General features: G+C 63.8%; 29 protein-coding genes. 19 read left to right on the top strand and 10 right to left on the bottom strand.

What is annotated here, in order from left to right; genetic code table 11:
* The first annotated feature begins 140 nt into the window (after window positions 1-140).
* The 3 genes from ACIPZ5_RS27590 to ACIPZ5_RS27580 all read left to right on the top strand — a co-directional run bounded on the left by ACIPZ5_RS27590 (window position 141) and on the right by ACIPZ5_RS27580 (window position 1,406).
* On the top strand, window positions 141-398 hold the full coding sequence (locus tag ACIPZ5_RS27590) for a hypothetical protein (RefSeq protein ID WP_400811766.1): 258 nt from the start codon (window positions 141-143) through the stop codon (window positions 396-398).
* 346 nt (window positions 399-744) lie between these two features.
* Window positions 745-987, top strand: coding sequence for a hypothetical protein (locus ACIPZ5_RS27585; protein ID WP_400811763.1), 243 nt, complete (start codon window positions 745-747; stop codon window positions 985-987).
* Window positions 988-1,142: 155 nt separating this feature from the next.
* Window positions 1,143-1,406, top strand: a complete 264-nt coding sequence (locus tag ACIPZ5_RS27580) for a DUF3077 domain-containing protein (RefSeq protein ID WP_400811760.1) — start codon at window positions 1,143-1,145, stop codon at window positions 1,404-1,406.
* 60 nt (window positions 1,407-1,466) lie between these two features.
* On the opposite strand, the gene ACIPZ5_RS27575 is transcribed toward ACIPZ5_RS27580, so the two are convergent.
* The gene (locus tag ACIPZ5_RS27575; RefSeq protein ID WP_261944013.1) at window positions 1,467-1,646 is read right to left on the bottom strand and encodes a DUF2986 domain-containing protein; all 180 of its coding nucleotides are present in this window, start codon (window positions 1,644-1,646) and stop codon (window positions 1,467-1,469) included.
* A 124-nt stretch (window positions 1,647-1,770) separates the two neighbouring features.
* On the opposite strand from ACIPZ5_RS27575, the gene ACIPZ5_RS27570 reads away from it, so the two are divergent.
* Entirely contained in the window at window positions 1,771-2,166 is a 396-nt protein-coding gene (locus tag ACIPZ5_RS27570; protein ID WP_400811757.1) for a tetratricopeptide repeat protein, read from the top strand.
* A gap of 102 nt (window positions 2,167-2,268) precedes the next feature.
* Entirely contained in the window at window positions 2,269-3,459 is a 1,191-nt protein-coding gene (locus ACIPZ5_RS27565) for an MFS transporter (protein ID WP_400811755.1), read from the top strand.
* Here ACIPZ5_RS27565 and ACIPZ5_RS27560 read toward each other — a convergent pair.
* Window positions 3,456-4,397, bottom strand: coding sequence for a LysR substrate-binding domain-containing protein (locus ACIPZ5_RS27560; protein WP_400811752.1), 942 nt, complete (start codon window positions 4,395-4,397; stop codon window positions 3,456-3,458). The genes ACIPZ5_RS27565 and ACIPZ5_RS27560 overlap by 4 nt on opposite strands.
* 302 nt (window positions 4,398-4,699) lie before the next feature.
* Between ACIPZ5_RS27560 and ACIPZ5_RS27555 the strand changes: the two genes are divergently transcribed.
* The 9 genes from ACIPZ5_RS27555 to ACIPZ5_RS27515 all read left to right on the top strand — a co-directional run bounded on the left by ACIPZ5_RS27555 (window position 4,700) and on the right by ACIPZ5_RS27515 (window position 15,282).
* Window positions 4,700-5,593, top strand: coding sequence for a LysR substrate-binding domain-containing protein (locus ACIPZ5_RS27555; protein WP_400811750.1), 894 nt, complete (start codon window positions 4,700-4,702; stop codon window positions 5,591-5,593).
* Window positions 5,594-5,694: 101 nt separating this feature from the next.
* The gene (locus tag ACIPZ5_RS27550) at window positions 5,695-6,399 is read left to right on the top strand and encodes an SDR family oxidoreductase (protein ID WP_400811748.1); all 705 of its coding nucleotides are present in this window, start codon (window positions 5,695-5,697) and stop codon (window positions 6,397-6,399) included.
* Between the two features lie 60 nt (window positions 6,400-6,459).
* Window positions 6,460-7,014 (top strand): pyridoxamine 5'-phosphate oxidase family protein, encoded by a 555-nt coding sequence (locus ACIPZ5_RS27545; protein WP_400811746.1) that lies wholly within the window; start codon window positions 6,460-6,462, stop codon window positions 7,012-7,014.
* 39 nt (window positions 7,015-7,053) lie between these two features.
* Window positions 7,054-7,344, top strand: coding sequence for a DUF1330 domain-containing protein (locus ACIPZ5_RS27540; protein ID WP_400811743.1), 291 nt, complete (start codon window positions 7,054-7,056; stop codon window positions 7,342-7,344).
* 128 nt (window positions 7,345-7,472) lie between these two features.
* Window positions 7,473-9,452 carry an SPFH domain-containing protein gene (locus ACIPZ5_RS27535; RefSeq protein ID WP_400811741.1) on the top strand — a complete coding sequence of 660 codons (1,980 nt, stop codon included), beginning with the start codon at window positions 7,473-7,475 and terminating at the stop codon, window positions 9,450-9,452.
* On the top strand, window positions 9,449-10,483 hold the full coding sequence (gene hflC / locus ACIPZ5_RS27530) for a protease modulator HflC (RefSeq protein ID WP_400811739.1): 1,035 nt from the start codon (window positions 9,449-9,451) through the stop codon (window positions 10,481-10,483). Before ACIPZ5_RS27535 ends, hflC begins: the two co-directional genes overlap by 4 nt.
* Window positions 10,470-11,510, top strand: coding sequence for a protease modulator HflK (hflK, locus tag ACIPZ5_RS27525; RefSeq protein WP_400811737.1), 1,041 nt, complete (start codon window positions 10,470-10,472; stop codon window positions 11,508-11,510). The genes hflC and hflK overlap by 14 nt, the downstream gene beginning before the upstream one ends.
* A gap of 37 nt (window positions 11,511-11,547) precedes the next feature.
* On the top strand, window positions 11,548-13,512 hold the full coding sequence (locus ACIPZ5_RS27520; RefSeq protein ID WP_400811734.1) for a heavy metal translocating P-type ATPase: 1,965 nt from the start codon (window positions 11,548-11,550) through the stop codon (window positions 13,510-13,512).
* 144 nt (window positions 13,513-13,656) lie between these two features.
* Window positions 13,657-15,282 carry a methyl-accepting chemotaxis protein gene (locus ACIPZ5_RS27515; protein WP_261944023.1) on the top strand — a complete coding sequence of 542 codons (1,626 nt, stop codon included), beginning with the start codon at window positions 13,657-13,659 and terminating at the stop codon, window positions 15,280-15,282.
* A gap of 3 nt (window positions 15,283-15,285) precedes the next feature.
* On the opposite strand, the gene ACIPZ5_RS27510 is transcribed toward ACIPZ5_RS27515, so the two are convergent.
* Together ACIPZ5_RS27510 and ACIPZ5_RS27505 are read right to left on the bottom strand one after the other, a co-directional pair.
* A complete protein-coding gene (locus ACIPZ5_RS27510; RefSeq protein ID WP_261944024.1) occupies window positions 15,286-15,582 on the bottom strand; it encodes a DUF3144 domain-containing protein in 297 nt (98 codons plus the stop codon).
* 85 nt (window positions 15,583-15,667) lie between these two features.
* Window positions 15,668-16,519 carry a sensor domain-containing diguanylate cyclase gene (locus ACIPZ5_RS27505; RefSeq protein WP_261944025.1) on the bottom strand — a complete coding sequence of 284 codons (852 nt, stop codon included), beginning with the start codon at window positions 16,517-16,519 and terminating at the stop codon, window positions 15,668-15,670.
* 119 nt (window positions 16,520-16,638) lie between these two features.
* On the opposite strand from ACIPZ5_RS27505, the gene ACIPZ5_RS27500 reads away from it, so the two are divergent.
* The 5 genes from ACIPZ5_RS27500 to ACIPZ5_RS27480 all read left to right on the top strand — a co-directional run bounded on the left by ACIPZ5_RS27500 (window position 16,639) and on the right by ACIPZ5_RS27480 (window position 20,392).
* Window positions 16,639-17,127 carry an isochorismatase family protein gene (locus tag ACIPZ5_RS27500; RefSeq protein ID WP_400811729.1) on the top strand — a complete coding sequence of 163 codons (489 nt, stop codon included), beginning with the start codon at window positions 16,639-16,641 and terminating at the stop codon, window positions 17,125-17,127.
* Between the two features lie 88 nt (window positions 17,128-17,215).
* Window positions 17,216-17,980 (top strand): hypothetical protein, encoded by a 765-nt coding sequence (locus tag ACIPZ5_RS27495; protein ID WP_400811727.1) that lies wholly within the window; start codon window positions 17,216-17,218, stop codon window positions 17,978-17,980.
* 206 nt (window positions 17,981-18,186) lie between these two features.
* On the top strand, window positions 18,187-18,714 hold the full coding sequence (locus ACIPZ5_RS27490; RefSeq protein ID WP_261944028.1) for a hypothetical protein: 528 nt from the start codon (window positions 18,187-18,189) through the stop codon (window positions 18,712-18,714).
* Window positions 18,715-18,777: 63 nt separating this feature from the next.
* On the top strand, window positions 18,778-19,623 hold the full coding sequence (locus ACIPZ5_RS27485; protein ID WP_400811725.1) for a DUF692 domain-containing protein: 846 nt from the start codon (window positions 18,778-18,780) through the stop codon (window positions 19,621-19,623).
* Entirely contained in the window at window positions 19,616-20,392 is a 777-nt protein-coding gene (locus ACIPZ5_RS27480) for a DUF2063 domain-containing protein (protein ID WP_400811722.1), read from the top strand. The genes ACIPZ5_RS27485 and ACIPZ5_RS27480 overlap by 8 nt, the downstream gene beginning before the upstream one ends.
* 11 nt (window positions 20,393-20,403) lie before the next feature.
* Here ACIPZ5_RS27480 and ACIPZ5_RS27475 read toward each other — a convergent pair whose 3' ends face one another.
* From ACIPZ5_RS27475 to bamA, 6 genes are all read right to left on the bottom strand, one after another.
* On the bottom strand, window positions 20,404-20,799 hold the full coding sequence (locus ACIPZ5_RS27475) for a hypothetical protein (protein WP_400811719.1): 396 nt from the start codon (window positions 20,797-20,799) through the stop codon (window positions 20,404-20,406).
* 168 nt (window positions 20,800-20,967) lie between these two features.
* Window positions 20,968-21,327, bottom strand: coding sequence for a hypothetical protein (locus ACIPZ5_RS27470; protein WP_400811716.1), 360 nt, complete (start codon window positions 21,325-21,327; stop codon window positions 20,968-20,970).
* Between the two features lie 24 nt (window positions 21,328-21,351).
* Window positions 21,352-21,696 (bottom strand): hypothetical protein, encoded by a 345-nt coding sequence (locus tag ACIPZ5_RS27465; RefSeq protein WP_400811713.1) that lies wholly within the window; start codon window positions 21,694-21,696, stop codon window positions 21,352-21,354.
* Window positions 21,696-22,289 carry a hypothetical protein gene (locus tag ACIPZ5_RS27460; RefSeq protein WP_400811711.1) on the bottom strand — a complete coding sequence of 198 codons (594 nt, stop codon included), beginning with the start codon at window positions 22,287-22,289 and terminating at the stop codon, window positions 21,696-21,698. The genes ACIPZ5_RS27465 and ACIPZ5_RS27460 overlap by 1 nt, the downstream gene beginning before the upstream one ends.
* Before the next feature lie 328 nt (window positions 22,290-22,617).
* Window positions 22,618-22,974, bottom strand: coding sequence for a hypothetical protein (locus tag ACIPZ5_RS27455; protein ID WP_400811710.1), 357 nt, complete (start codon window positions 22,972-22,974; stop codon window positions 22,618-22,620).
* A 102-nt stretch (window positions 22,975-23,076) separates the two neighbouring features.
* A partial coding sequence (bamA, locus tag ACIPZ5_RS27450) for an outer membrane protein assembly factor BamA (protein ID WP_400811707.1) occupies window positions 23,077-24,246 on the bottom strand: 1,170 nt, incomplete at its 5' end.

Genomic DNA, 24,246 nt, shown 5'->3' with positions numbered 1-24,246 from the left:
AACCATGGCCTATCAGGTTCGGCACGTTGCAACAAATGTAGGAGCGGATTTATCCGCGATGCGCCGCGCGGGCGGCGCTCGATCTGATAGGCGCTACATACCCCAAGGCAAACACACCAGGCACCACGCAAACCTTAGGCATGCGTCGTCCGCTATGGGTCGATGCAGCCATTCGTGTTCTACAGCCTGTATATCAGTCGCTGGCTAGTGTGGCCGCTTCGCGGTCCATCGCCGTGGTTCGTCGCTACGACGCCAAGGTGCGTGACATGGCCGAGGAGGTGGGTGCTTCGGCAGCGGTTGTGGAACAGGTGTACCGGGCCATGATCTCGGCGTTCATCGCCGAAGAGCTGAACATTCACGCCAAGCTGACCCAAGGGGCCTCAGGTTCGGGGGCATAGTCGAAGGCTGAGTGGTATGCCACGCGGGTGTGTACAAACCGTTTGGAAATGATCAGATTTTTCCCCTTTCTTGTAGTCCATTTCCCAAAGATACTCTTCCCCCGCATTTTCCGTTGCGGCCGCTCTGGCAGGGCTCTAGTCTCGGCGTGTCGCTGCTCATCAGCGACACGGCTTTGACAGGCCGTAACGGTATTATGCATGTGGCTCGCCTGATATGGCGGCTGTACGTGGGGCACGCTTGCGTGCGCCGGAACTTGCATAGTCCGCCGGTCTGTCAACCCATGTACAGCTGCCACCCGAGTGTTTGACAGCATTCGAGGGGGAAGCCCACAAAAGGTACTATGCGATGTTGAAGATTGTCCCCGATCCACCCCACGATATTCATTCCCTTGAAGACACCCTGATCCAGGCCACGGACTATGCCCTGTGCGCGACGACTGTGGTGCATCAGGCATTTCTGCTGCAGCCCAAGTCACCGGCGTCGATCCTGATGATGGCCTCGATGCATGAAATGGAAGCGCTGCGGGCTTTGCTCGAGTCAGCGCTTATCCAGGTGCAGATGCCCAGCGGGCCTCGGACTTTGCACTGAGGTTTGAGTGATGTGCTGGCTGGGCTGGCCAATCGCGGATAAATCCGCTCCTACAGGTGCGCCACAGGCCTTGGGTAATGCGCGGTTTTGTAGGAGCGGATTTATCCGCGATGAGGCCCGCCCAGGCATTCGAGAATTTTCAGGGAGATTGAGCAATGACCACAGACGACACCCAATGCACGGTCGGCAAGACCACATTCTACCAAGGTGAAAACCAGACCCACCCGCTGTTTCGCATCGAACCCGGCATCCCTTGCCGCGATGCCCGCGAGCAAGCCTCGGAACTGATGGGCTATGTGCGCGAACTGACTATCCTCGGTTTGATGGACGAGAAGCCGATGTTGATCTGGGCTTCGCACTACCTGAGCGCGATGGCCAAGGCCCTGATGGATGATGCCGAGCTTGGCATGGCGCATTGAGCAGACCAGGCTTCAGGCCGTTGCCAGTGCCCAGGCTCAAGCCGGCGCACGGGCAAACGGCTAGGCCGTCGGGCTTGGCTCGGTCGGGTTATCGGTGCCAGCAGCCTTGGCCTCGGTTTCAAGTTTCAGTCGGTCGGCCTTGCTGATGTACTTGGGCTTGTTGCTCTTGGGCGCCAGCTTGGCATTGGCCTTTTTCTGGTGGGCCTTGAGCAACTGTTTGAGTTTCTTCTGGCGGTTCATTGTCCATCTCTGGTGTGCAGCGTAGGTCGCGCATTGTACCTCGGGAACTTCATGCTGCGGGCCTGGTCTGTAGCGTCTCGCCGAATCCGTCTGACGCTTCCTTGTCCTCTTGAGTGCCTCCCCCATGCCGACCCAGCGCCTGCTGTCAGCACTGTTCCTGTTGTTCAGCGCCGTCGCCTGCCAAGGCGTGCTGGCAGGTTCCTACTCGGCACCGGCGCGCAGCAACAAAGCCTCGACCCAGCTGATCGAGGCCGCCTCGCGCCAGTATGAAGAGGGTAAGCTCGACCAGGCCGCCGCCACGCTGGAACGTGCGCTGCAGATCCAGCCGGGCAACCCAGCCACGTTGCACTACCTGGGCGTGCTGCGCCTGGAGCAGGGGCAGTATGACCAGGCTGAAGTGCTGGCGGTACGCTCCAACCAGCGAGTTGGCAGCAACACTGCGCTGCGCAATCGCAACTATCAGCTGATCGACGCTGCGCAGAAGGCCCGTGGTTCTGGCTGGGTGCCTGTCTCTCGATGACCGGGACATTGATGAATTGAATTCCACTGATAAATGACAATTCGCCAATAATTCGGTATTTGGGAATGAATAAACTGGAAGGCCATTAATCGGAGCTTCCCAATGTCTGCCTACGAAACAACCGTACCGGTTGCTTCCACCTCCAAAGGCGCAGGAATCAGTATCGCGATCCTGGCCTTTTCCGCCTTTCTCATCGTCACCACCGAGTTTCTGATCGTCGGTCTGCTCCCCGCGCTGGCCAGGGACTTGGACATTTCGATTGCCGTTGCCGGGCAACTGGTCACGCTGTTCGCCTTCACCGTAATGCTTTTCGGCCCACCCCTGACAGCGGCGCTGTCGCACCTGGAACGGAAAAAACTGTTCATCGCGATCCTGCTGCTGTTCGCCGCAGCCAACGCCGTTGCCGCCGCCTCAAGCAGCTTCTGGGTACTGGCCGTTGCCCGTGTGCTGCCTGCCTTGGCCTTGCCGGTGTTCTGGGGCACAGCCAGTGAGACCGCCGCGCAACTGGCCGGGCCGCAGCGAGCGGGGCAAGCCATCTCAAGGGTTTACCTGGGGATCTCGGCAGCCATGCTGCTGGGCATTCCGCTGGGTACCGTGGCGGCCAGTGCGATCGGCTGGCGCGGGGCGTTCTGGCTGCTCGCCGGGCTTTCATTGATCATGGCGGCGGCCATGTGGTTGTGCATGCCGAGCGTAGCGCGCACGGCCAAGGTGGATTTCCTCAAGCAGGCGCGGATCTTCAAAGAACCCTGTTTCCTGGCCAACGTGCTGCTCTCTGTGCTGGTGTTCAGTGCCATGTTCATTGCCTACACCTACCTGGCCGACATCCTCGAGCGTGCCGCAGGCGTGGCCCCGGCCGATGTTGGTTGGTGGATGATGGGCTTTGGCGCCATTGGCCTGGTCGGTAACTGGATTGGCGGCAGGGTCGTCGACCATTCGCCGATCAACGCCACCGTTGGCTTCCTCGTGCTGCTGGCCTTGGGCATGGCCGCGACGGCTGCGCTGGCCCAGGGCGGCTGGCTGTTCTGTGTTGCGCTCGGGCTGTGGGGCATCGCCAATACCGCGCTTTACCCGATCAGCCAGGTGCGGGTCATGCGTTCGGTCAGCCACGCACAGGCGCTGGCGGGCACCACCAATGTCTCGGCGGCCAATGCCGGCATTGGCGTGGGAGCCATCGTCGGCGGCATGACCCTGTCGAAACTGGGTATCGGCTACCTTGGTTACATGGCCGCTGCCGTAGCGCTGCTCGCGCTGCTGCTGGCACTGGCCGTTCGCAAGCTCGCGCCTGAGCGCTAGGGCCTACTGCTATCGGCGGGCTGGCTGCCATGGGGTGTCAGCCTTGGCAGCAGGTAGTCCAGCAGTGCGCGCACCTTGGGCTGGTTCTCGCGGCTTTTCAGCCATACCAGGTTCATGGGCAGGCCGTCCGTTGCCAGCTCGGGCAACACCTCGACCAGCGTGCCCTGGTCAAGGTGCCGCTGGGTCAGCCAGGTCGGCAGTTGGCCGATACCATGCCCGGCGAGCACCGCGGCTACCTCGCCCTCGCCATCACCGACGGCGATACGCGCCTGCAGCGTGCGCCGCTCCATCTCCCCCGGCTGGCGGCCCTTGAAGAACCAGGGGCTGACCTGGCCGTCGCCGTGCCCATAGCCGACACAATGATGCTGATCGAGATCACGCGCGCTTTGCGGGGTACCGTGCTGTGCAAGGTAGCCGGGTGCGGCGCAGAAGATCAGGCGTTGCGCACCGAAATACTGGTGGCCCAGGCCGGCTGGCCAGGCATCCGGGCCGCCGATGCGCACGACGATGTCGATGCCTTCGTGTACCGGGTCGATGAAGCGGTCGGTAAACGAGATGTGCGGTTGCAGCAGCGGATGCTGGTGAATGAAATCCAGGATCAGCGGCAGTACATGCAACCGGCCGTAGGAGGCCGGCAGGTCTATTCGTAACTTGCCGTGAGGCGCATCGCCCTCGGCGCTGAGCGCATGTTCAACCTGTTCCAGGTCGGCCAGTACCGACGTGCAGGTACGGTAGAAGGTGACACCCGCCTCGGTCAGCGCCAGGGTGCGGGTAGTACGGTTGAACAGTCGTGCTCCCAGGCGTTGCTCGAGGCGCGCCACGCTCTTGCTCACCGCAGACCCGGTGAGGTTCAACCGTTCGGCTGCTGCAGTGAAACTGCCCAGGTCTGCGACGGCGACGAACACGTCGAGCCCCTTCAGCCGTTCAGATGAAAACATTCGTTGCTCCTTGTGCACCATTGGAACAGGAATTGCTCGCAATGCTGTAAACCTGACCTGGCAGGGGATTGGCCAATGCTCATGCACGACCACTACTTCATGTACTTCGTTGTCGCGACTGTGCTGGCCGTGGATGGGGTGGCGGTCACCCTGTATTGGCGTTGCAAACCCTGAAACCCAGCCTCGGGGGCAGGATACCCCTAGTCGGGGCCTTTGCGATGGATCGGCGAGCGGCAGCGCTTCCAAACCCACGGTGATGGCGGTAGCCTCGGGAGACCTTGGCCGATAGAAATTCCATTCCCATGCCTGCAGGTTTCCCCGGGTTGCCGTCACTCAATGCGCTGCGAGTATTCGAAGTGGTCGCGCGCCAGCTCAACTTTCGCCTCGCCGCCGAGGAGCTGGGCGTGACCCAGGCAGCTGTCGCCCAGCAGGTGCGCGGGCTGGAAGCCAGCCTGCAGGTGCGCCTGTTCGAGCGCCTGCCGCGGGGCGTTGGCCTGACCGATGCCGGGCGTGGCTATGCGGCAAGCATCCGCAGCGCCCTGGTGATGATCGATGAAGCCACCCGGCTGCTACGCCCGGCGCCGTCCCAGCTCACCGTCAGCGTGACCCCGACCTTTGCGTCGAAATGGCTGATTCCAAGGCTCGGCCACTTCGCCGAGGCCCATCCCGACATCGATCTGCGCCTGCTGGCCAGCGACCGTCTTTCGCACTTCCATACCGATGGCGTCGACATCGCCGTGCGCTACGGGCAACCGCCGTTCGGTGGTGGGCTGAACGCCGAGCTGCTGATGGAACAACGCATCGTCGCCGTGGCCAGCCCGGCATTGCTGGCTGCAATGGGCAAGCCTGAGAGCTTTGCCGCCCTGGAGGGTTATGTCGCCTTGCACGACGGGCACAACTTCTGGCCGCAGTTCACGGCCGCCTTGTTCCCTGGGCACCCGAAGCCGACATCGAAGAATGTGCGTTTCAACCAGACCTCGCTGGCCATCGACGCCGCCATAGGCGGGCAGGGCATCACCCTGGCCAGCTATGCCTTCGTCAAGGACGACATCGCTGCCGGCAGGTTGCAGCAGGTGTTCTCCGAGCAGCTGCGGCTGGACAAGGCGTTCTACCTGGTGTGGCCACGCAAGGCGCAGGAGGCGCCAGCGCTGGGCCTTGTCAGGGCATGGCTCAAAGGTCAGGTAGACGAAAGATAATCTACTGGCTAGACGAACTTTACCTGCCTCTCTCGTTCAGCGGATCGCTGCTAGTGTGATGACACTTGCAACAGCGCAGTTTCATCAACGAAGGAGGCAACATGTCTGTAGAGAAAGTGGCAATCATCACCGCCGGTGGCAGCGGCATGGGCGCGGCCGCGGCACGTCGGCTGGCGGCTGATGGCTTCAAGGTCGGCATCCTGTCCTCTTCGGGCAAGGGTGAGGCGCTGGCGGCCGAACTCGGTGGCATCGGCGTCACCGGCAGCAACCAGTCGGTCGAAGACCTGCAGCGGCTGGTGGATGCCGTGGTCGCGAAGTGGGGGCGCATCGACGTGCTGGTCAACAGCGCCGGCCATGGCCCGCGCGCACCGATCCTGGAGATCAGCGACGAGGACTGGCACAAGGGCATGGACACCTACCTGCTCAATGTCATCCGCCCGACGCGGCTGGTGACGCCTTACATGCAAAAGCAGAAGGGTGGGGTGATCATCAACATCTCCACTGCCTGGGCGTTCGAGCCTGTTGACCTGTTCCCCACCTCGGCTGTGTTCCGCTCGGGCCTGGCCGCCTTCACCAAGATCTTCGCCGACAACTTCGCCGGCGATAACGTGCGCATCAACAACGTGCTGCCAGGCTGGATCGACAGCCTGCCGGCCACTGAGCAGCGCCGCGACAGCGTACCGCTCAAGCGCTATGGCACCAGTGAAGAGATTGCCGCCACCATCGCCTTCCTCGCCAGCGACGGTGCTGCCTACATCACCGGGCAGAACATCAAGGTCGACGGTGGCGTGACGCGCAGCGTCTGATCGTCCCTGGCCGCAGCCTGGGTGGCTGCGGCCTTCACTTCATGGATCAGGGAGTTTCCCATGCTGGACGATCTGCTCCAGCGTATCTGGGCGCAGTTGGCAATCCCGGTCGGCCCGGTACGCAACCCTTTCAGGCTGATGCAGTTGGCGACGCTTGACCAGCAAGGCTGGCCGGTGTCCCGAACGGTGGTGCTGCGCAGCGCCGATGCCGGTGCGGGTGCCTTGATTTTCTACGTGGACAAACGTTCGGCCAAGTGCGCTCAGATAACCGCTGAGCCACGGGTGGCGGTGACCGCATTGAGCCCTTGCGGCGTGATGCAGGTTCGCCTGCAGGGACTGGCCAGGCTGGTGGACGATCCCGAGCAGCTTCAACGCTGCTGGTGTGCGGCGCGTGACAAGACCCAGGCGCTGTTCCGCCATGGCGCTGTGCCGGGGGCGGTGATTGAAAACCCTGAAAGCGCTTGCGCAATCACCGTGGATGGCTTCGAGCACTTTGCAATGCTGCGAATCGAGGCCACCGCCCTGGAATGGCTGGACCTTGCGCAGCCCGTTCAGCAGCGGGCGCGCTTCGAGCGCCGGCAAGGCGACTGGCAAGCTGCCTGGCTCGCGCCTTGAAATCAATGTGCCGACCAACAAAAGAAGAAGGACTGATTGATGAAAGGTTACTGGATCATCCTGGGGGCTGCTGTCACCGACACCCAGGCTCAGCAAGAATATGGGCGGTTGTGGAGGCCCATCGCCGAGCAGTACGGCGCAACGCTCAAAAGCCTTGCGCCGGGGGCTCTGGTGGAGGGGCACAGCAGTACGCGGGTATTGGCTGTCGAGTTTGAAAGTTATGCCTTGGCCAAGGCGTGCTACGAGGACCCGGCGTATGCCGAAGCGAAGGTGTGGGCACTGCGTGCCTATCGTCGCGAACTGATCATCATCGAGGGTGACTTGAACTGATTCAGCGGTTTTTACGTTTTGCGACAATTTTTTTACGTTTGTCGTTATAACGTTACGGCGCTCGTCGTCGGTTGCCGTCAGCTCGTTCGGCTCATGACTTGCGAAGCCTGGTATTTCCTGGAGTCCTAATGAGAGTCGATCTAGACACCGAGGCCGCCGACCTCGATGGTTTACCGCGATTTCAGCGTGCAAGGGTTCATGCGCGCCAGTTGATGTTGCTGATGTACCTGGCGTTGGCGGGCGTAGCGCTGCTGGCGGTCATGCAGGGGCTGATCGGGCTGTTCAGCCCTGACTCGCACTGGCTGGTCCTGCTCGCGGTCAATGGCGCCATGCTGTTGCTGCTGGCGGGCGCAGCGCAGTCGGCCTGGCGGGTGGCCAGCTGGCGTGCGACGGCCATGGGCCAGGTGCCCGTCCCGTTGATGTTCTGGCGCGCCGCAGGCGAAACCGTGGAGCCTGAGTCGCTCAGCCGTTTCGATCGCTGGTGCCGGCAGGTCGGCGACGCCTGCCGCCGGCAATGGCACAGGCTGGGCGCAGAAACACCCTGGCTCGTTGGCCTGGCGGGTCTGGCACTGCTGCTGGTGAGAGGGGCTTGGCGCTTTGACCTGCCGACCCCGGCGGTAGCTGGGCAAGTGACCTGGGTTGCCATCGGCCTGCTGGCCGTTGTCGCGTTCAGCCTGGTGGTGCTTGAGCGCCACCTGATGGCTGAAAGCGAGGCGACCTGGCCCGAGGCCGAGGCGCTTGCCGCGACGTTGCGGCTGGTCATTGCCGTGCAGGTGCTGACCATTGCCTGCCTGGTCTGTGTCGACGGTGAGCGGCTCTGGCCGGCCCGCCTGGCGGTGCTGATCGGTGTGCTGCCTGGCCTGGCAGCGCTCGAAATGCTGATGCGTGCCGTGCTGGCGATGTTCCGCCCCTCACGCCCGGGCGAAGAGCCGGCGCTGGTGGCACGCAGCCTGGCGGGTGACTTCCTGCAATGGCCACCGCGGCCATTGGCCGTGCTGCAGGATGAACTGCACCAGCGCCTGGGCATCGACCTGCGTCAGGTATGGGCGTTCGCCTTCATGCGCCGGGCGTTCCTGCCGGTGGCGGCACTGGTGGCGCTGGTCGGTTGGTTGCTGACCGGCATCGTCGAAGTGCCGACCAACAATCGCGGGGTCTACGAACGCTTTGGCAACCCTGTGGCAGTGTATCCCCCGGGCTTGCATGCCGGCTTGCCCTGGCCATTTGGCAAGGTGCTGTGGGTGGACAACAGCATCATCCATGAATTGGCGACCACAACGGCCGAGGGTGTCAGCGAACCCCTGGTGGCTGCCGACGGTGCGCCGCCGGCAACGGCCAACCGGCTGTGGGACGCCACTCACCTGAGCGAAAACTCCCAGGTGATCGCCGGTGCCGATGGCGGGCGCCAGGGGTTTCAGATCGTCAACATGGATGTGCGCTTCATCTACCGTATCGGCCTGAGCGACGCGGCCGCCCTGGCGGCGGCCTATCACACGGCTGACGTCGAGCAACTGCTGCGCAGCGTGGCCAACCGCGTGCTGGTCCACGATTTTGCCGTTCGTTCGCTGGATGGTCTGTTGGGGGCCGAACGTGCCGCGCTCGGCCGTGACATCGGCCAAGCGGTGCAGGCCGACCTCGACCGCATGGACACCGGGGTGGAGCTGCTGGCGACCTCGGTGGAGGCGATCCACCCGCCAGCCGGTGCAGCCAACGCCTACCATGCCGTACAGGCGGCGCAGATCACCGCCCAGGCACTGGTCGCCCGTGACCGAGGGCAGGCCGCGCAGAAGCTTGACGAAGCCCGGCAGGGCGCCACGACCTTGACCGACAAGGCCACCGCCGAAGCCCATGAAACGCAGACCAGCGCCGACACCGCCGCCTTGCGCTTCGATGCCGAGCACACCGCCTGGCTGCACGCCGGCCAGGCATTCATCCTCGAACAGTACCTGCAGCGGCTGACCCAAGGCATGGCGCACGCAAGCAGCCTGATCATCGATCACCGCCTGGCGGCGAACCAGGCGCCGACCCTGGACCTGCGCAGCTATGCAGCGCCCATCGACCCTTCGCAGCAGAAACCCGCATCCGGCCGTACCCAGGAGCGTAACCCGTGAATTCCCATACCGCCCATGGTCATGACCACGACCACGACCACGACCACGACCACGACCACGACCACGACCACGACCATGATCATGCCGATACTCATGAGCCAGCCCGTCCCGCCTGGCTGCGTGTCGGGATCGCGTTGCTGCTGGTGCTGATCATGGCCGCGACGGCCTGTTTCGTGCAGGTTCGTGTCGGCGAAGCAACCGTCATCACGCGCTTCGGCAACCCGTCGCGGGTACTGATCGAGCCGGGGCTCAACTGGCGTTGGCCAGTGCCGTTCGAAGCCGCCGTGCCGGTCGATCTGCGCCTGCGCACCACGTCGAGCGGGCTGCAGGATGTCGGCACGCGGGATGGCCTGCGCATCATCGTCCAGGCCTATGTCGCCTGGCAGGTGGGGGCAGATCCGCAGAGCATTCAGTTGTTCATGCGCGCGGTGCAGAACCAGCCCGACGAGGCCGCGCGGCAGATCCGCACCCTGGTGGGCTCGGCCCTGGAAACCACGGCCAGCGGTTTCGAACTGGCTGACCTGGTCAATGTCGATGCCAGCAAGGTGCGCATCGATGGCTTCGAGCAACGCCTGCGCGAGCAGATCGAGCAGCAACTGATCAACAGCTATGGGGTGCACGTCGTGCAAGTGGGCATCGAGCGCCTGACCCTGCCCAAGGTCACCCTTGAAGCCACGGTGGACCGCATGCGTGCCGAACGCGAGACCATCGCGACCGAACGCACTGCCGAAGGCAAGCGCAAGGCGGCCGAGATCCAGTCGGCCGCCGAGCGTGATGCCCGCATCCTGCAGGCCGATGCGAGCGTGAAGGCCGCGCAGATCCAGGCGCAATCGCAGGTGCAGGCGGCGGACATCTACGGCAAGGCCTATGCCAGTGCGCCGCAGCTTTACACCTTGCTGCGTTCGCTCGACACCCTCGGCACGGTCATCAACCCTGGCACGCGACTGGTGTTGCGTACCGACGCGGCGCCGTTCCGCGCCTTGGTCGAGGGGCCGGTGCTGCCTGCGGGGGCTGACCATGGCCAGCACTGAGCAGTTGGCGGCCAGGCTGCCGACGGGGCCCTGGTTGCAATCGGGGCGCATCGGCTTTCTGGCGCTGTATGCGGTGGCGCTGTTGGCGGCAGTGGGCTGGCTGTTCGGCAACGTGCGTCAGGTCGGGCCGGAAAACCGTGCGGTGGTCCTGCGCCTGGGGGCCGAGCAGCGCATCCAGAACGCAGGCTTGCTGCTGGCCTGGCCTGAGCCGTTCGAGCAGGTGGTGATGTTGCCTTCGGCAGCGCGGGTGACCGAACGCCGGGTCGAGTTGTTGCTGCGCTCGGAGCTTGCGCAGAAATCAGACAAGGACGGCACGCTGGCCAGCGATGCCACGGCAGGCTCTGGCTACCTGCTGACCGGCGATGCCGGGGCCGTGCAGCTGGACGTGCGGGTGTTCTATACGGTGAGTGACCCTTACGCCTACGCGCGCCAGGGGCAGCATGTGCAGCCGGCGCTGGATCGCCTGGTGGAGCGTAACGCCGTGCAAATCTGCGCCTCGCGCGACATGGACGCCATCCTGGTCGCGCGACCGGAACTGGTCGGCGGCGACGCCCGTCTGGCCGATCAGCGCGAGCGCCTGCGCGGTGACCTGCAGCAGGGCATCAATGGCAGCCTGGCGCGGTTGCGTGAGGCGGGTGCCAGCCTGGGCATCGAGGTGGTGCGGGTCGACATCCAGTCGTCGTTGCCATGGTCGGCCGTCAGCGCCTTCAACGCAGTGCTCACCGCCAGCCAGCAGGCCGAACAGGCCGTGGCCAAGGCCCGTAATGAGGCTGCTCGGCAACTGCAGCAGGCCACCCAGGCCGCCGACCGCACCGTGCAGGTAGCTGAGGCTGAAGCCAGCGAACGGCTGTCCCGTGCCCAGGCCGCTACCGCGACGATCGTTGGCTTGAGCCAGCAGCAGGATCCGCAGTTGCTGCTGCGCCTGTACCGCGAGCGGGTGCCGGCGATACTGGCGCGGGCCGGGTCGGTCACCACCGTCAACAAAGATGACGCCGGGCGCATGATCCTGCAGGGCCCCGCGCAATGAGTGCCACGCCTTATTCCCCTTTCTGGAGCTGCTCGCGATGAGTACTCACGCTTGTCATGGTCACGGGCATCATCACCATGCCCATACCCACCTCACGTCCGGCCTGCTGTCGCAGGCCGAGCAGCGCACTGCCGCGCGCCAACTGAGCCTGGCGATGCTGGCCCTGGGCCTGCTGGGGCTGGGGCTGGTCTGGCGCTGGCTGGCGCCCACGCAAGAGGGCGTCAGCCAGCTGCTGCTGGGCGGCGCCTCGTTGCTGGTGGCCGTCCCGGTGCTGCGCTCGGCCTGGTACAGCCTGCTGCATCCCAGCCTGCATGGCCTCACCGATCAGCTGATCGCCCTGGCCATGTTGGGTGCCTGGGCAACCGGCGACCTGGTCACCGCGGCACTGCTGCCGATCATCATGATCTTCGGCCACATGCTCGAAGAACGCAGCGTGCTGGGTTCGCAGGAGGCCATTGCCGCGTTGGGGCAATTGACCCGCAGCCATGCGCGGTTGATCGATGCCAATGGCCAGGTGCGCGAGGTCGATAACGCCAGCCTCAAGCCAGGCGACCAGGTCGAGGTGCGCGCCGGTGACCGTGTGCCGGCCGACGGCCGTGTCCTGCAGGGGCAGGCCAGCCTCGATACCGCGCCCATCACCGGCGAGGCGGTGCCGCTGGAAGTGGCCAGTGGCATGGATATCCATGGTGGCTCGATCAACCTCGACGGTTTGCTGCGGGTAGAGGTTACCCGGGTGGGCGATGACTCGACCTTGGGCAAGGTCATCGCCCTGATGCAGCGCGCCGAGCAAGCCAAGCCGCCCATCACCCGGCTGCTCGAACGCCACGCAGGGCGCTACCTGGTACTGGTCTTGCTGATTGCCGCAGTGACCTGGTTCGTCACCCGCGATGCCCAGGCCATGCTGGCCGTGCTGGTGGCGGCCTGCCCGTGCGCGTTGGTGCTGTCGGCGCCAGCGACGGCGGTGGCGGGGATTGCCGTGGCTGCCCGGCATGGCATCCTGATTCGCGGTTCGGCGTTTCTTGAGGAACTGGCCGACCTGTCGTCGCTGGTGATCGACAAGACCGGCACGCTGACTTACGGCGACCTGCGCCTGCGCAGCGTGGTCGGCACCGCGGCGGCAATGCCCCAGGCCGCTATCGTCAACCTCGCGGCCAGCCTCGGCGCCGCCAGCAGCCATCCGGTCAGCCGGGCCCTCGCGGCGCTGGTGCCGCATGAGCAACACCTGGCGCTGCTGGACATTCACGAACGCCAGGGCTTTGGCGTGGTCGCGCACACCGCCGAGGGTGAAGCAGCCCTGGGGCGCCCGGAGCTGTTCCGCCAGTTAGGCATGCAGGTGCCGCCAGTGCCCGAGCATGACGGCCCGATTGCCGGCCTGGCGCTGAACGGGCAATTCCTCGCCTGGCTGCTGCTGGCCGACAACGTGCGTGCAGAGTCTGCAGAGGCCATGCAGCAGCTGCGCGAGCTTGGCCTGCAGCGTCAGTTGCTGTTGACCGGTGACCGCAGCCGTGTCGCCGAAGCCATTGCCGCACAGGTCGGCATGACCCGCGTGGTGGCTGAAGCCCTGCCGGAAGACAAGATGCACCACGTCAACCAGGAGCTGCAGCTGGGTTTCCGCCCGTTGGTGGTGGGTGACGGCATCAACGACTCACTGGCCCTGAAGGCCGGCGTAGTGGGGGTGGCCATGGGCGCCAACGGTGCCGACATCGCACTGGCCGCAGCGGATATCGTGCTGATCAACGGCGACCTGCGGCGCCTGGCCACCTGCATTCGCCTCAGCCGCCAGTGCCGACGCACACTCCAGGTGAATGTGCTGATCGGCCTGGGCTGGACCTTGGCGATCGTCGTCGCAGCCGCCTTCGGCCTGCTGGGCGCGGCGGGCGCCATGGTCGCCGCGCTGCTGCACAACCTCAGCACGCTGTGGGTGCTGACCAATGCCGGGCGCCTGTTGCGTTATGACGAGCGGCTAGGGCAGAGCAATGCGGCACCGGCGTTGCAGCCCTGAGTCGCAAGCAACATCCGTTCGATTACCGAACACAAGTCGCCTTTGCGCCCTCAAGCCTGCAACGGCAACTCCGATAGCTGCTCAGCCACCGTCGAAACGTCGACCACAGGTGGCGCCAACACGCACTAGAGGAGCTCTGCCCGCATGTTTGCCGACCTGAAGATACGTACCGGAATGTTCTGGGTGCTGTTGTTGTTCAGCCTGACCTTGCTGTTTTCCACCATCAGTGCCTGGCGGGCGGCACTGGGCAGCGACGAGCAGATCAGCGAACTGGACCAGACCGCACACCAGTCCGACCGGCTGAACAACGCACTGCTGATGGCGATCCGTTCCAGTGCCAACGTGTCTTCAGGTTTCATCGAGCAGCTGGGCGGCCATGACGAGAGCGCGAACAAGCGCATGGCGATGTCTGTCGAGCTCAACGACAAGAGCCAGAAGCTGGTCGATGAATTTGTCGAGAACGTGCAGGAGCCTGGCTTGCATGCGGTGGCCCAAGCGCTGCAAGCCACCTTCGGCGAGTATGCCAAGGCGGTGCAAGGGCAGCGCGAAGCCACGCGCCAACGCTCGCTGGAGCAGTACTTCAAGGTCAACATCGACGCCGGCAACGCCATGGGCCAGCTGCAGGCGCTGCGCCAGCAACTGGTTGCTGCCTTGAGCGAGCGCAGCCAGCAGATCATGCTGGAATCCGACCGCCGCCTGGAGCGCGCACAACTGCTGAGCCTGGCACTGCTGACGGTGACCGTGCTGCTCGCCGGCTTGTGCTGGGCGTTCATCGCGCAGCGTGTGCTGCACCCGCTGCGCGAGGCCGGCCGGCACTTTCAGCGGATTGCCGGTGGCGACTTGAGCGTGCCGGTCGAGGTGCATCGGCGCAACGAGATCGGCCAGCTGTTCCATGAGCTGCAGCGCATGCAGCAGAGCCAGCGCGATACCTTGGGCAAGATCAGTGACTGCACCCGGCAACTTGCCGACGCGGCGGGCGCACTGAATACGGTTACCGAAGAAAGCGCCAGCAACTTGCGCCAGCAGGGCCAGGAACTGGAGCAGGCGGCTACCGCCGTCACCGAGATGACCACGGCGGTGGAGGAGGTGGCGCGCAATGCCGTCAGCACCTCCCAGGCCACCCAAGAGTCCAATCAGCTGGCGGAAAAGAGCCGTCGGCAAGTCAGCGACAACATCGATGGCACACAGGCCATGACCCAAGAGATCCAGGCCAGCAGCGCCCACCTGGAGCAGTTGGTCGGCCAGGTCCGGGATATCGGCAAGGTGCTGGAGGTGATCCGTTCGGTGTCCGAGCAGACCAACCTGCTGGCGCTCAACGCCGCCATCGAGGCGGCGCGCGCCGGCGATGCCGGGCGCGGCTTTGCCGTGGTGGCCGATGAAGTGCGCACGCTCGCGTACCGGACCCAGGCCTCGACCCAGGAAATCGAGCAGATGATCGGCCGTGTGCAGCAGGGCACTGAAGCGGCAGTTGCCTCGATGCAGGCCAGTACCAGCCGCGCCCAGTCGACCCTCGACGTCACCCTGGCCTCGGGCCAGGTGCTGGAAGGTATCTACAGCGCCATCGGCGAGATCAACGAGCGCAACCTGGTGATCGCCAGCGCAGCTGAAGAACAGGCGCAGGTGGCGCGCGAGGTGGACCGCAACCTGCTGAACATCCGTGAGCTGTCGAGCTATTCGGCGGCGGGGGCGCAGCAAACCAGCGAGGCCAGCCAGGCGTTGTCCGGGCTGGTCGGGGAGATGACGGCGCTGGTGGGGCGGTTCAGGGTCTGAGGCTCAGCTTTCCTTGCCCAGCACGTAGCGGTCGAATTGCTCGATGTATTCGTCGACGTTGTCCTCCAGCATCATCCGGTACTGTTCGCTGAAGTACTTCAGGATTTCTTCGCGCGCGGCGGCCATTTCGGCGCCCGACTTGAAGTTGCGGGCGCTGAGCCAGGCACTGAAGCGGCTGGCGGCAAAGGTCATCGAGGCGCTGACCTTGCCGATGTCGGCGAGTGTATCGAGCTGTTGGTTGGCCAGGTCGATATGCGCATCGGCGCGGTCGTAGAATGCCTGGTCGGTGGCTTGGGTCATGGCGGGGTACCTGTGAGGGCCTGTGGTGCGGGGCGCAAAGCATGCCACAGTGGGTGCCTCACCGGCAGCCATTACCGGCGGTGGTTTATCCGGCCACGGAACGGCGCCGCTTCTTGCGGTACATGTCGTCGTCGGCGCAGTTGAGCAGTGTGTCGATGTCTGCGCCGTCGGCCGGGTAGCAGGCCACGCCGATGCTGCAGGACGGCATGGGCAGCGCACGCTGCGCGCTGGCCAGTGGCGCGGCCATGGCGGCGAGGATCTGGGCCATCTTTTCGGCAACCGCGCCTGCCGAGTTCAATTCGGTCAGTAGCACGGTGAACTCGTCGCCGCCGATGCGCGCCACTGTGTCCTGCTGGCCGACACAACCCTCCAGGCGCCTTGCCACGGCGCACAGCACCTGGTCACCGATGGCATGCCCGTGCACATCGTTGATGCCCTTGAAGTCATTGATATCGAGAAACAGCAAGGCAAACGGCCGCCCGTGGCGCAGGGCGCTGGCCAGCCGCTCGTTGAACAGCGAGCGGTTGCACAGCCGGGTCAGCGGGTCATGATGGGCCAGGAAGCGCAACTCCTGCTCGGCCTGGGTGAGCGCCGTGACGTTGCGCGCCACGCCGATGCGCGCGCCGACCTCTTCGGACCAGAAGGCCGACCAGAGGATGTGCACCACGCCACCGTCCTTGCGCAGGTAGCGGTTGCGGAAGTCACAGTGCGGCTGGCCGTTCATCACCCGGATGATCGAGGCCCGGGTGGTTTCCAGGTCTTCGGGGTGCATGTAGTGAGTGATCGGGGTGCCGATCAGCTCGTCGGCGCGATAACCGAGCAACGCCTCGCAGGCATTGCTGACGAACACGATGGTGTTGTCCCGGTCGACCACGAACACGGTGTCCAGCATCAGCTGGATCAGCTTGGGGTAAAGTGCTTGCAGGTCAACGGGCATAGGGGCGTCCGGTGCATCGGGCTCGGGCGTGGCCAGCATACACAGTGCCGGGCAGGTTCCACCAGCGGCCTGTGAAGCAGATATACTCCGCGGCCGTTTTGAGCATTCAGGAGTCGTTAATGCAGCAGGTTCTGCTCATCGTTGATGTCCAGTCCACCTTCAGCCCCCCCGAGTGGCTGGTGGACGGGATTCGTCTGTTGTCAGCGAGGATTCCGTCGATCGCCTCGGTCGAGTTGCACGATGAGCAGGTGACGCCGTTCCAGCGCCAGCTCGGCTGGCACCCGGCCGCTGAAGACGAGTGCCTGGTCGAAGTGGACCAGGTGTTCATCAAGCATGGCTATGGCCAGACCGCCGAGACCCTCGCCCACATCAGGCAACTGGGCGTGGAGCGCGTGCTGGTGTGTGGCATGCAGACCGAAACCTGCGTGCTGGCAGCAGGCTTTGCGCTGTTCGATGCCGGGCTGTGCCCGACGCTGGTGACCGACCTGACCGTCGGCTCATCGCTGGATCGCTCGGGCAAGTTGGGTATCGACCTCTGGAAGCATCACTTCGGCAACGTGACCACGCGGGCCGAGGTGATGGCCGAGATCGCGCAGCCGGGCCGCTGAGAAAACCGCGAAAAGCCAGTGTGCATCGTTTAGCATGGGGGCGCCGATGCACCTGGCCTCCCTCCTTATCGAAATGCGCTAGCTCCCCATGACTGCCTTCTACCTCAAGTTTCTCATCACCCCCACGCTCATGCTGGCCATCTCGCTGGCAGCCAAGCGCTGGGGTACGCAAATCGGCGGCCTGCTCTCCGGGCTGCCGGTCACATCAGCCCTGGTCGTGCTGTTTCTCAGCCTCGAACAGGGCCCGGGCTTTGCCCTGCAGGCAGTGCCTGGGGCACTGGCCGGCCTGGCGGCGGTCCAGGCAACCTACTTGTTCTACTACCTGGTGACGCGGCGGATCGGCGCCTTGCCTGGCTGCATCGCCGCGCTGGCGGTGTATGCCGCCACGGCGGCACTGATGAGCCATCTGGGCTGGCTGGCGTTGTCGGTGGTGGTGACGCTGGCGCTGCTGAGCCTGATCATCGTCGTCACCTCGCAACCGGCACCCAGCGGCAACGCCAAGGTGGTGCAACTGCCGCGCTGGGTGATCCCGATGCGCATGCTCACGGCCACTGCGCTGCTGGTGGCGATCACCGCCAGCGCCGAGTGGCTGGGGCCGGTGGCCAGCGGCCTGCTGGCGCCGATCCCGGTGATTGCCTGGCCGCTGGCGGTGTTCGCCCATGTTCAGGGTGGGCACCATGAGCTGGGCGCAATCGTGCGCGGCAATGCCATTGGCGGCGTAGGCGTGTTGGGTTTCTATCTGACGGTGAACAGCTTCATCGAGCAGTGGGGCAGCGTGCCGGCCATTGCCGGTGCCGTGGTACTGGCCGTGGTCGCCACTTTCGCCCTTGCCAGGTTGCTGGACCGCCGCTGACATCTGCACGCCAGGCAGGCGCGTGTATCGCTTTGTATCAATGCGCCTGCCACCGCTACTCGCTTACAAATCCTTCGCTCTCCTGATACGCCCGGGATACATGCCTGGGGCCAAATGAGCCAGCCCGAACGAACACGCCCTACGGCCTGCGTTCCCTGGCTCTTTCGCCCATGTGGCATCACCGTATGACTATCAGGAGAAACACCATGTCCCGTATCCAGTTCCCCAACAAGACCCGTCTCGGCCTGCTCGGCATCGCCCTGGTGGGCGGGATCAACCTGGCTTCCTCCGCCTTTGCCGTCGAAGCACTGCCACAAGGCTACCAACTGGCGGCTGCGGAAAAGGCCGGGGAAGGCAAATGTGGTGAAGGCAAGTGCGGCGCCAGCGGCGCCAAGGCCAAAGTCACCCAGGCCGAAGGCAAGTGCGGCGAGGGTAAGTGCGGCGCCAGCGGTGCCAAGGCCAAGGCCACCCAGGCCGAAGGTAAATGCGGTGAAGGCAAGTGTGGCGACGCTTCGTTCGCCCGTACCGACGCCGACCATGACGGGCGGGTGTCCCGCGCCGAACTGCTGGCGGTCGCCCCGGGCGCCGGCGCCGAGTTCGATGCGATCGACGCCAACCACGACGGCTACCTTTCCGAGGCCGAGGTCTACCAGTTCCGCAAGCACCAGTTCGACGCCAACGGCAATCCATTCCCGACAGACCTGTACAGCAAGCTGAGCCAGGCGAAGAACTGACCCACGGTGGCATCCTCCCCTGGCGCGGGCCGGGGAGGGCGCTGCACCACAAGGAGCATGCCGATGAACCCTTCTTCTTCCCTGCAGGGCGCGGGCTTGGGCTTGCGCCGCGCGCTGTTGCCTGAACTGCTGAACATGGACGCCGGCGCCGTGGACTTTCTCGAATGCGCCCCGGACAACTGGATCGGTGTGGGTGGCGCCTTCGGCGAAGGCCTGGCGCAACTGGCCGAGCGCTATCCGCTGGCCTGCCATGGCCTGTCGCTGTCGCTGGGTGGCCCGGCACCGCTGGACCATGGCTTCCTGCGCCAGATCCGCGCATTTCTCGACCGTCATCAGGTACCGCTGTTCAGTGAACACCTGAGCTACTGCGCCGATGACGGCCATCTGTACGACCTTGTTCCGCTGCCTTTCACCGACGAAGCCGTGCGCCATACTGCCCGGCGGATTGCCGAGGCCCAGGATGCCCTTGGCCGGCGCATTGCGGTGGAGAACATCTCGTATTACGCCGCGCCGTATCAGGCGATGAGCGAGATCGAGTTTCTTCAGGCGGTGTTGAGCGAGGCTGACTGCGACCTGCTGCTGGACATCAACAACATCGTGGTCAATGCCTGCAACCATCGCTACGACGCCGCGCAATTCCTGGCCCAGGTGCCGGCCGAGCGGGTGGTCTGCTTGCATGTTGCCGGGCACTACGACGAAGCGCCAGACTTGAAGATCGATACCCACGGCGCCAGCGTCAAAGCCGATGTCTGGGGCCTGCTGGCCAGCGCCTACCAGCACCTGGGGCCGGTGCCGACCTTGCTCGAGCGCGACTTCAACCTGCCACCGCTGGCCGAACTGCTGGCCGAGGTGGAGCACATCCGCAGCCTGCAACCCACGGCGCAGGCCCGGGCGGTGCGCCATGGCTGAGTCGCTGCGCGAACAACAACTGTGCATGGCAGGCCATATCCGCGATCCGCTGGCCAATCCACCGCCACCTGGCGTCGACGCTCGGCGCCTGGCGGTGTACCGGCAACTGTTCTTCGGCAACCTGCAGTCGCTGCTGGCCGGCAGCTTCCCGGTGCTGCATGCCAGCCTGGCCGCCGAGCACTGGCAGGGGTTGAGCGAAGACTTTTATGCCAACCATCGCTGCCAGACGCCGCTGTTCACAGAAGTGGGTGGCGAATGGGTCGAGTACCTGCAGGGGCGAACCGATCAGCCCGGCTGGATCGCCGAACTTGCCCATTACGAATGGATCGAGACCGCATTGCTGCTGAGCGATGCCGACCAACCTGAGCATGACCCTGAAGGTGATCTGCTCGATGGCGTCCCTGTGCTGTCCAGCCTCGCCGTGCCGCTGGCCTATGCCTGGCCGGTCAGCCATATCGGGCCGGAGCATCTGCCGGGTGAGGTACCCGCCGAGCCGACCTTGCTGTTGGCCCACCGAGGTGCAGGCCACAAGGTGACCTTTTCGCGCCTTGCGCCGCTGGCCCATGCCCTGTTGGTGGCGTTGCAGGACCAGCCGCTGAGCGGGCGCGAGCACCTGGCGGCGCTGGCCGAGGCTGCCGGCGTCGCACCCAGCGCCATCGAGGCCCAAGGCCTTGCGCTCTTGCTCAGCCTCAAAGCCCAGGGCGTGGTGCTCGGCACCCGCTGCGACCAGGCCGGCTTCGGCCTGTTGGTCATGTGCGATCGGTTATGACGCCCAGGGCCTCAGCGGCGATAGTAGCGGCGGTCATCGTAATGGTGGGCGCGGTCGTGATCGTGACGGCGCTCCCACTCGTGACGGCGCTCGGCTTCGCGGCGGGCCTGCTCGCGGCGCCACTGGGCCCGGCGCCATTCCTCACGGCGGCGGTCTTCGCTGTGGTAATGCCAGCGGCCGTCGCGCCAGTAGCGGTCATCATCATGGGCGAGCAGCGACGCTGGCTGGCCATCGGCGATGCTGGCCAGGTTTGGCCAGGGGCTCTGGGCGGTTTTGGCCGGCGCGTGAGCGATGGTTTCAGTGGCCAGTGCCGCAGGGGTGGTGTGCATCTGCGTGGCGGACGCAGAGCCGATGGCCGCCAGGGCGAACAGGCTGGCAAACAGCAGTCTCGGAATAGTGAACTTCATGAGCCTAGGCAACCCCCAAGGTTGTCGATGAACATGCGGTTGCGCGCCCTTGGAGGCCGCGCATACCGCTCGCTTGAGCATGTCCAGATAGACCGGTAAACGCGGAAAAGTTCAAGCAGCTCAGCACTTTAATTGTCAACAGTGGCTGTGGCCCAGGCCTGCGAGGCTTTACTTGTAAGTCACCGGGCTCGGTGACAGTAGCCCGGCGAGGAAGCTGATGACGGTCATCAGCACGGTGAGGATGGTGTCGGACTTGGTCACGGGCGTGGCAAGCGTTGCCTGGTTCACGCCACTGCCGAGTACCCAGACGGAGTACAGCATGACCACTGCGAAAGACCCGACGATGACGATCCACAGGCGGTTGGTGGTGGTATCGTTCGGTGGGCGCAGGCGTGGTAACTGCTGTAATGCCTCCTCCTTGAGTGCCTTGAGTGCGGTTTCCGGGTCATTTTGTATTTTCTGAAGGGCCTCTGGATCGGAAAGCACATTTTTGACCAGCAGCTCTGCAGAGCGAATTTGACTGTCCATGGTTCGGGATCCTTAGTAGTCGACCTAGAGCAGGTCCCAGCCAAGCGCACGATTGATTGCTGTTTTGAATACGTTCACCATCGCGTCGAGTATGGCGTCGGCAAGTTGTAACGTGATAATTGCAAAGGTCCGCAAATGCATGCGGGCGATTATTGTCTGATCCTGCAATAACGCGTCGGCGCCTGCTGCATCCAATTTGCCGTCGGCCAGTTGGCGTTGCACAAACAATGCATTGCTGGCCATCCGCTGGCCAAGGCTCACTACTGTGGCTTGGAGCGCTGGCCAGTCTTCCTGAATAACAGCTTTAACTGCCTTGATGGCGTCTGCTGTGACAACATCAAAATCAACGCCGTTGATAATAGTGCTCATCACATTTCTCCAATCGGATGTTGTGCCCTCATCTCGGCAGACTGTATGGCAAGAATGCCGTGGAACAGCGTCTGCTGCCGGGTTTGCCACGTGAGCGCGGATAGAATTTGCGCGCGGCTGCGAGCGTGGTCGTTTTGCCATTTGCTGACCAGGCACTGGAGGTCGATATAGTTGCGTGTGGTCAGGTCGGCATCCGGAAAGTCGCGCTGCAGCTTGTCGCATTCGGTACTGAGCTTGCGGCTGAGCAGTCGCTCGGCCTTGGCATGTATCTGCTTGCCGGTGGCACTGATCTGTCCGCTGTTGGCCAGCGATCGCAGTATGAGAGCGTTGCTTTCGATCAACAGAGAATCGTAATCAGCCTGGAAATGGCTGTAGTGCCCAGGGTGTTGCCTGGCTTGCTCGGTAGTTATCACATCCAGTTGCGGCAGGTTTACAGGGCTCGAGCGCTCCCCCTTGAGCAGGAGAGTGGCCGCATTTTTGTAGAACTGTTCGGTGCTTTGGTAGCGCTGCGCATCGTGAGGTTGAACCAGTTTGAATGTGCAGCCGGACAACAGGGTTGTACTAAGCAATACCGTGATTGTCAGGGTTTTCATCAATAGTTCCATTCTCCTGTTCGATAGGCTGTTGCCGTTCAGGCGCATATTGACGAGGCAGCGGGTGGCGGTTATTGGAAAAGGCCGTAGGAAGCAGTCGTCAAGTTTGCAGGCAGGAGAATATATGAAAGAGATATTTCAAATTACAGCGTGAAATGGTTACAAGAAATTTGAGTATTGGCGGTGATGCGAATTATCTTACATATATTGCAAGTGCCGAGAAATTCCGGTGCGGCAGCAACATTATTCGCAAGATATTGGCAGAACATACCACTTGATCCTTGGGTAATGGCTGCTGGCACACCGGGCGTGCCGCCAGCGTATTCGATCAAGCCTCGGGCGGGCTTGGCGTGTCGCTGATCCACACCAGTGGCCGTGTCGGCTCGTCGCTGCTCATGCGGGCGAATGTATCGGATTCGAGCATGGTCTTGACCTGCTTGCCGAGCGCTAGCAGGCGCTCGGCAAAGCCCGGGCCGATGACGCCGTTGTCTTCCAGCGACAGGCCGCTCTGGCTGTGCTGGATGGCCAAGTGGTAATGGCCGGCGTTGTCGCCGCTGGCGGCGAGAATCACCGTATAGCAAGGGCCCAACACGCTACTGAGGCGCTGCTGCACCAGGTCTGGCAGCGAGGCCGGGCTGTCGTCGTGCAATGCCGAAGCCAGGGTGGTGGGGGCGAAGGGAGGCATGGGGTTACCTGCAAGGCATGTTCATATAGATCTCAGCTTAGGCAAGGTGACTGTCAACTTGGGTTAAGCGAGGGTAAAAACCGGTAATTTGTGCGCGCTGACTCAGAAGGTCTGCCCCAGGGAGAACTGGAAGATCTGCGTCTCGGCGTTGTCCGGTTTCTTCAGCGGCGCCGCCAGGCTGAAACTCAGTGGCCCCATCGGGCTGTACCAGGTCACTCCCACGCCCAGCGATACCGCCAGCTGGTTCAGGTCGACGTTGCCGCAGCCCTGGGTGGTGGACAGGTAGCACGTGTCGGCATAGACGTTGCCGGCGTCGACGAACACCGAGCTGCGCAGTTGGCTCTGGTTCTTGATGAACGGCATCGGGAAGATGTACTCGGCGCCGCCGGTGACCAGGATGTTGCCGCCGAGCACGTCGGTGTCGCGGTCGGAGTAATAAGCCTGGCCGGCGCTCGCGTAGGTACCGGTGGCCGGGGTGCTGCGCGGGCCGAGGGTGCCGTCCTTGAAGCCGCGTACCGAGCCCTGGCCACCCGCGGTGTAGCTCTCGTAGAAGGGCAGGCCGTCGGTAGCGCCGTAGCCGTTGCCGTAGCCCAGCGTGGTGTGCAGGCGCAGGGTGGTGTCCTTGCTTACGGGCAGGAAGGTCTGGCCGTTGTAGTCGAGTTTGTAGAACGACAGGTCGCTGCCGGGGGTGGTGGCCATCAGGGTCAGGGCCTGGGAGTGACCCCGGGTCGCCAGTACCCCTTTGTTCAGGGTCGACTCGGACCAGCCGATCGAGGCCTTGAGGTTGTTGAAACTCTTGCCTTCGCGCTGGATGAAGTCGTAGATCTCGTCGGCGCTGTAGGTGCCCGGGTTGATGTCGTCGTGCTGAAGGGTCAGGCCGTAAGTCAGGCGCGATGTCTCGTTGATCGGGTAGCCGAAGCTGACACCTGCGCCGTAGCTGTTGATGGCGTAGTAGGACACTCCGTTATCGTAGTAGTCGCTGTAGTCGGTGCTGCTGTAGAACAGGTTGTAACCCAGGCTCACGCCGTCTTCGGTGAAGTAGGGGTTGACGAAGCCGAAGTTGTATTTGGTCTGGTATTCCGAGCGGGTCAGGCCGATGGACACCTTGTTGCCAGTACCGAGGAAGTTGCTCTGGCTGATCGAACCACCCAGGATCAGGCCGGCGCTCTGGGCGAAACCGACGCTGGCGGTGATCGAGCCGGAGGCTTGCTCCTCAACGCTGTAGTTGACGTCGACCTGGTCGTCGGTGCCTGGCACTGCCGGGGTTTCGAC

Origin of the sequence: Pseudomonas sp. NPDC089428 (genome assembly GCF_044749325.1) — a bacterium.
Classification (GTDB): domain Bacteria; phylum Pseudomonadota; class Gammaproteobacteria; order Pseudomonadales; family Pseudomonadaceae; genus Aquipseudomonas.
The sequence above is the reverse complement of the archived record's forward strand: the minus strand, read 5'-3'. Positions and strand labels throughout refer to the sequence as shown.

Coding starts and splice junctions, on each gene's coding strand:
- ACIPZ5_RS27590 (WP_400811766.1), top strand. CDS start 141: ATGCGTCGTCCGCTATGGGTCGATGCAGCCATTCGTGTTCTACAGCCT.
- ACIPZ5_RS27585 (WP_400811763.1), top strand. CDS start 745: ATGTTGAAGATTGTCCCCGATCCACCCCACGATATTCATTCCCTTGAA.
- ACIPZ5_RS27580 (WP_400811760.1), top strand. CDS start 1,143: ATGACCACAGACGACACCCAATGCACGGTCGGCAAGACCACATTCTAC.
- ACIPZ5_RS27575 (WP_261944013.1), bottom strand. CDS start 1,646: ATGAACCGCCAGAAGAAACTCAAACAGTTGCTCAAGGCCCACCAGAAA.
- ACIPZ5_RS27570 (WP_400811757.1), top strand. CDS start 1,771: ATGCCGACCCAGCGCCTGCTGTCAGCACTGTTCCTGTTGTTCAGCGCC.
- ACIPZ5_RS27565 (WP_400811755.1), top strand. CDS start 2,269: ATGTCTGCCTACGAAACAACCGTACCGGTTGCTTCCACCTCCAAAGGC.
- ACIPZ5_RS27560 (WP_400811752.1), bottom strand. CDS start 4,397: ATGTTTTCATCTGAACGGCTGAAGGGGCTCGACGTGTTCGTCGCCGTC.
- ACIPZ5_RS27555 (WP_400811750.1), top strand. CDS start 4,700: ATGCCTGCAGGTTTCCCCGGGTTGCCGTCACTCAATGCGCTGCGAGTA.
- ACIPZ5_RS27550 (WP_400811748.1), top strand. CDS start 5,695: ATGTCTGTAGAGAAAGTGGCAATCATCACCGCCGGTGGCAGCGGCATG.
- ACIPZ5_RS27545 (WP_400811746.1), top strand. CDS start 6,460: ATGCTGGACGATCTGCTCCAGCGTATCTGGGCGCAGTTGGCAATCCCG.
- ACIPZ5_RS27540 (WP_400811743.1), top strand. CDS start 7,054: ATGAAAGGTTACTGGATCATCCTGGGGGCTGCTGTCACCGACACCCAG.
- ACIPZ5_RS27535 (WP_400811741.1), top strand. CDS start 7,473: ATGAGAGTCGATCTAGACACCGAGGCCGCCGACCTCGATGGTTTACCG.
- hflK (WP_400811737.1), top strand. CDS start 10,470: ATGGCCAGCACTGAGCAGTTGGCGGCCAGGCTGCCGACGGGGCCCTGG.
- ACIPZ5_RS27520 (WP_400811734.1), top strand. CDS start 11,548: ATGAGTACTCACGCTTGTCATGGTCACGGGCATCATCACCATGCCCAT.
- ACIPZ5_RS27515 (WP_261944023.1), top strand. CDS start 13,657: ATGTTTGCCGACCTGAAGATACGTACCGGAATGTTCTGGGTGCTGTTG.
- ACIPZ5_RS27510 (WP_261944024.1), bottom strand. CDS start 15,582: ATGACCCAAGCCACCGACCAGGCATTCTACGACCGCGCCGATGCGCAT.
- ACIPZ5_RS27505 (WP_261944025.1), bottom strand. CDS start 16,519: ATGCCCGTTGACCTGCAAGCACTTTACCCCAAGCTGATCCAGCTGATG.
- ACIPZ5_RS27500 (WP_400811729.1), top strand. CDS start 16,639: ATGCAGCAGGTTCTGCTCATCGTTGATGTCCAGTCCACCTTCAGCCCC.
- ACIPZ5_RS27495 (WP_400811727.1), top strand. CDS start 17,216: ATGACTGCCTTCTACCTCAAGTTTCTCATCACCCCCACGCTCATGCTG.
- ACIPZ5_RS27490 (WP_261944028.1), top strand. CDS start 18,187: ATGTCCCGTATCCAGTTCCCCAACAAGACCCGTCTCGGCCTGCTCGGC.
- ACIPZ5_RS27485 (WP_400811725.1), top strand. CDS start 18,778: ATGAACCCTTCTTCTTCCCTGCAGGGCGCGGGCTTGGGCTTGCGCCGC.
- ACIPZ5_RS27480 (WP_400811722.1), top strand. CDS start 19,616: ATGGCTGAGTCGCTGCGCGAACAACAACTGTGCATGGCAGGCCATATC.
- ACIPZ5_RS27475 (WP_400811719.1), bottom strand. CDS start 20,799: ATGAAGTTCACTATTCCGAGACTGCTGTTTGCCAGCCTGTTCGCCCTG.
- ACIPZ5_RS27470 (WP_400811716.1), bottom strand. CDS start 21,327: ATGGACAGTCAAATTCGCTCTGCAGAGCTGCTGGTCAAAAATGTGCTT.
- ACIPZ5_RS27465 (WP_400811713.1), bottom strand. CDS start 21,696: ATGAGCACTATTATCAACGGCGTTGATTTTGATGTTGTCACAGCAGAC.
- ACIPZ5_RS27460 (WP_400811711.1), bottom strand. CDS start 22,289: ATGAAAACCCTGACAATCACGGTATTGCTTAGTACAACCCTGTTGTCC.
- ACIPZ5_RS27455 (WP_400811710.1), bottom strand. CDS start 22,974: ATGCCTCCCTTCGCCCCCACCACCCTGGCTTCGGCATTGCACGACGAC.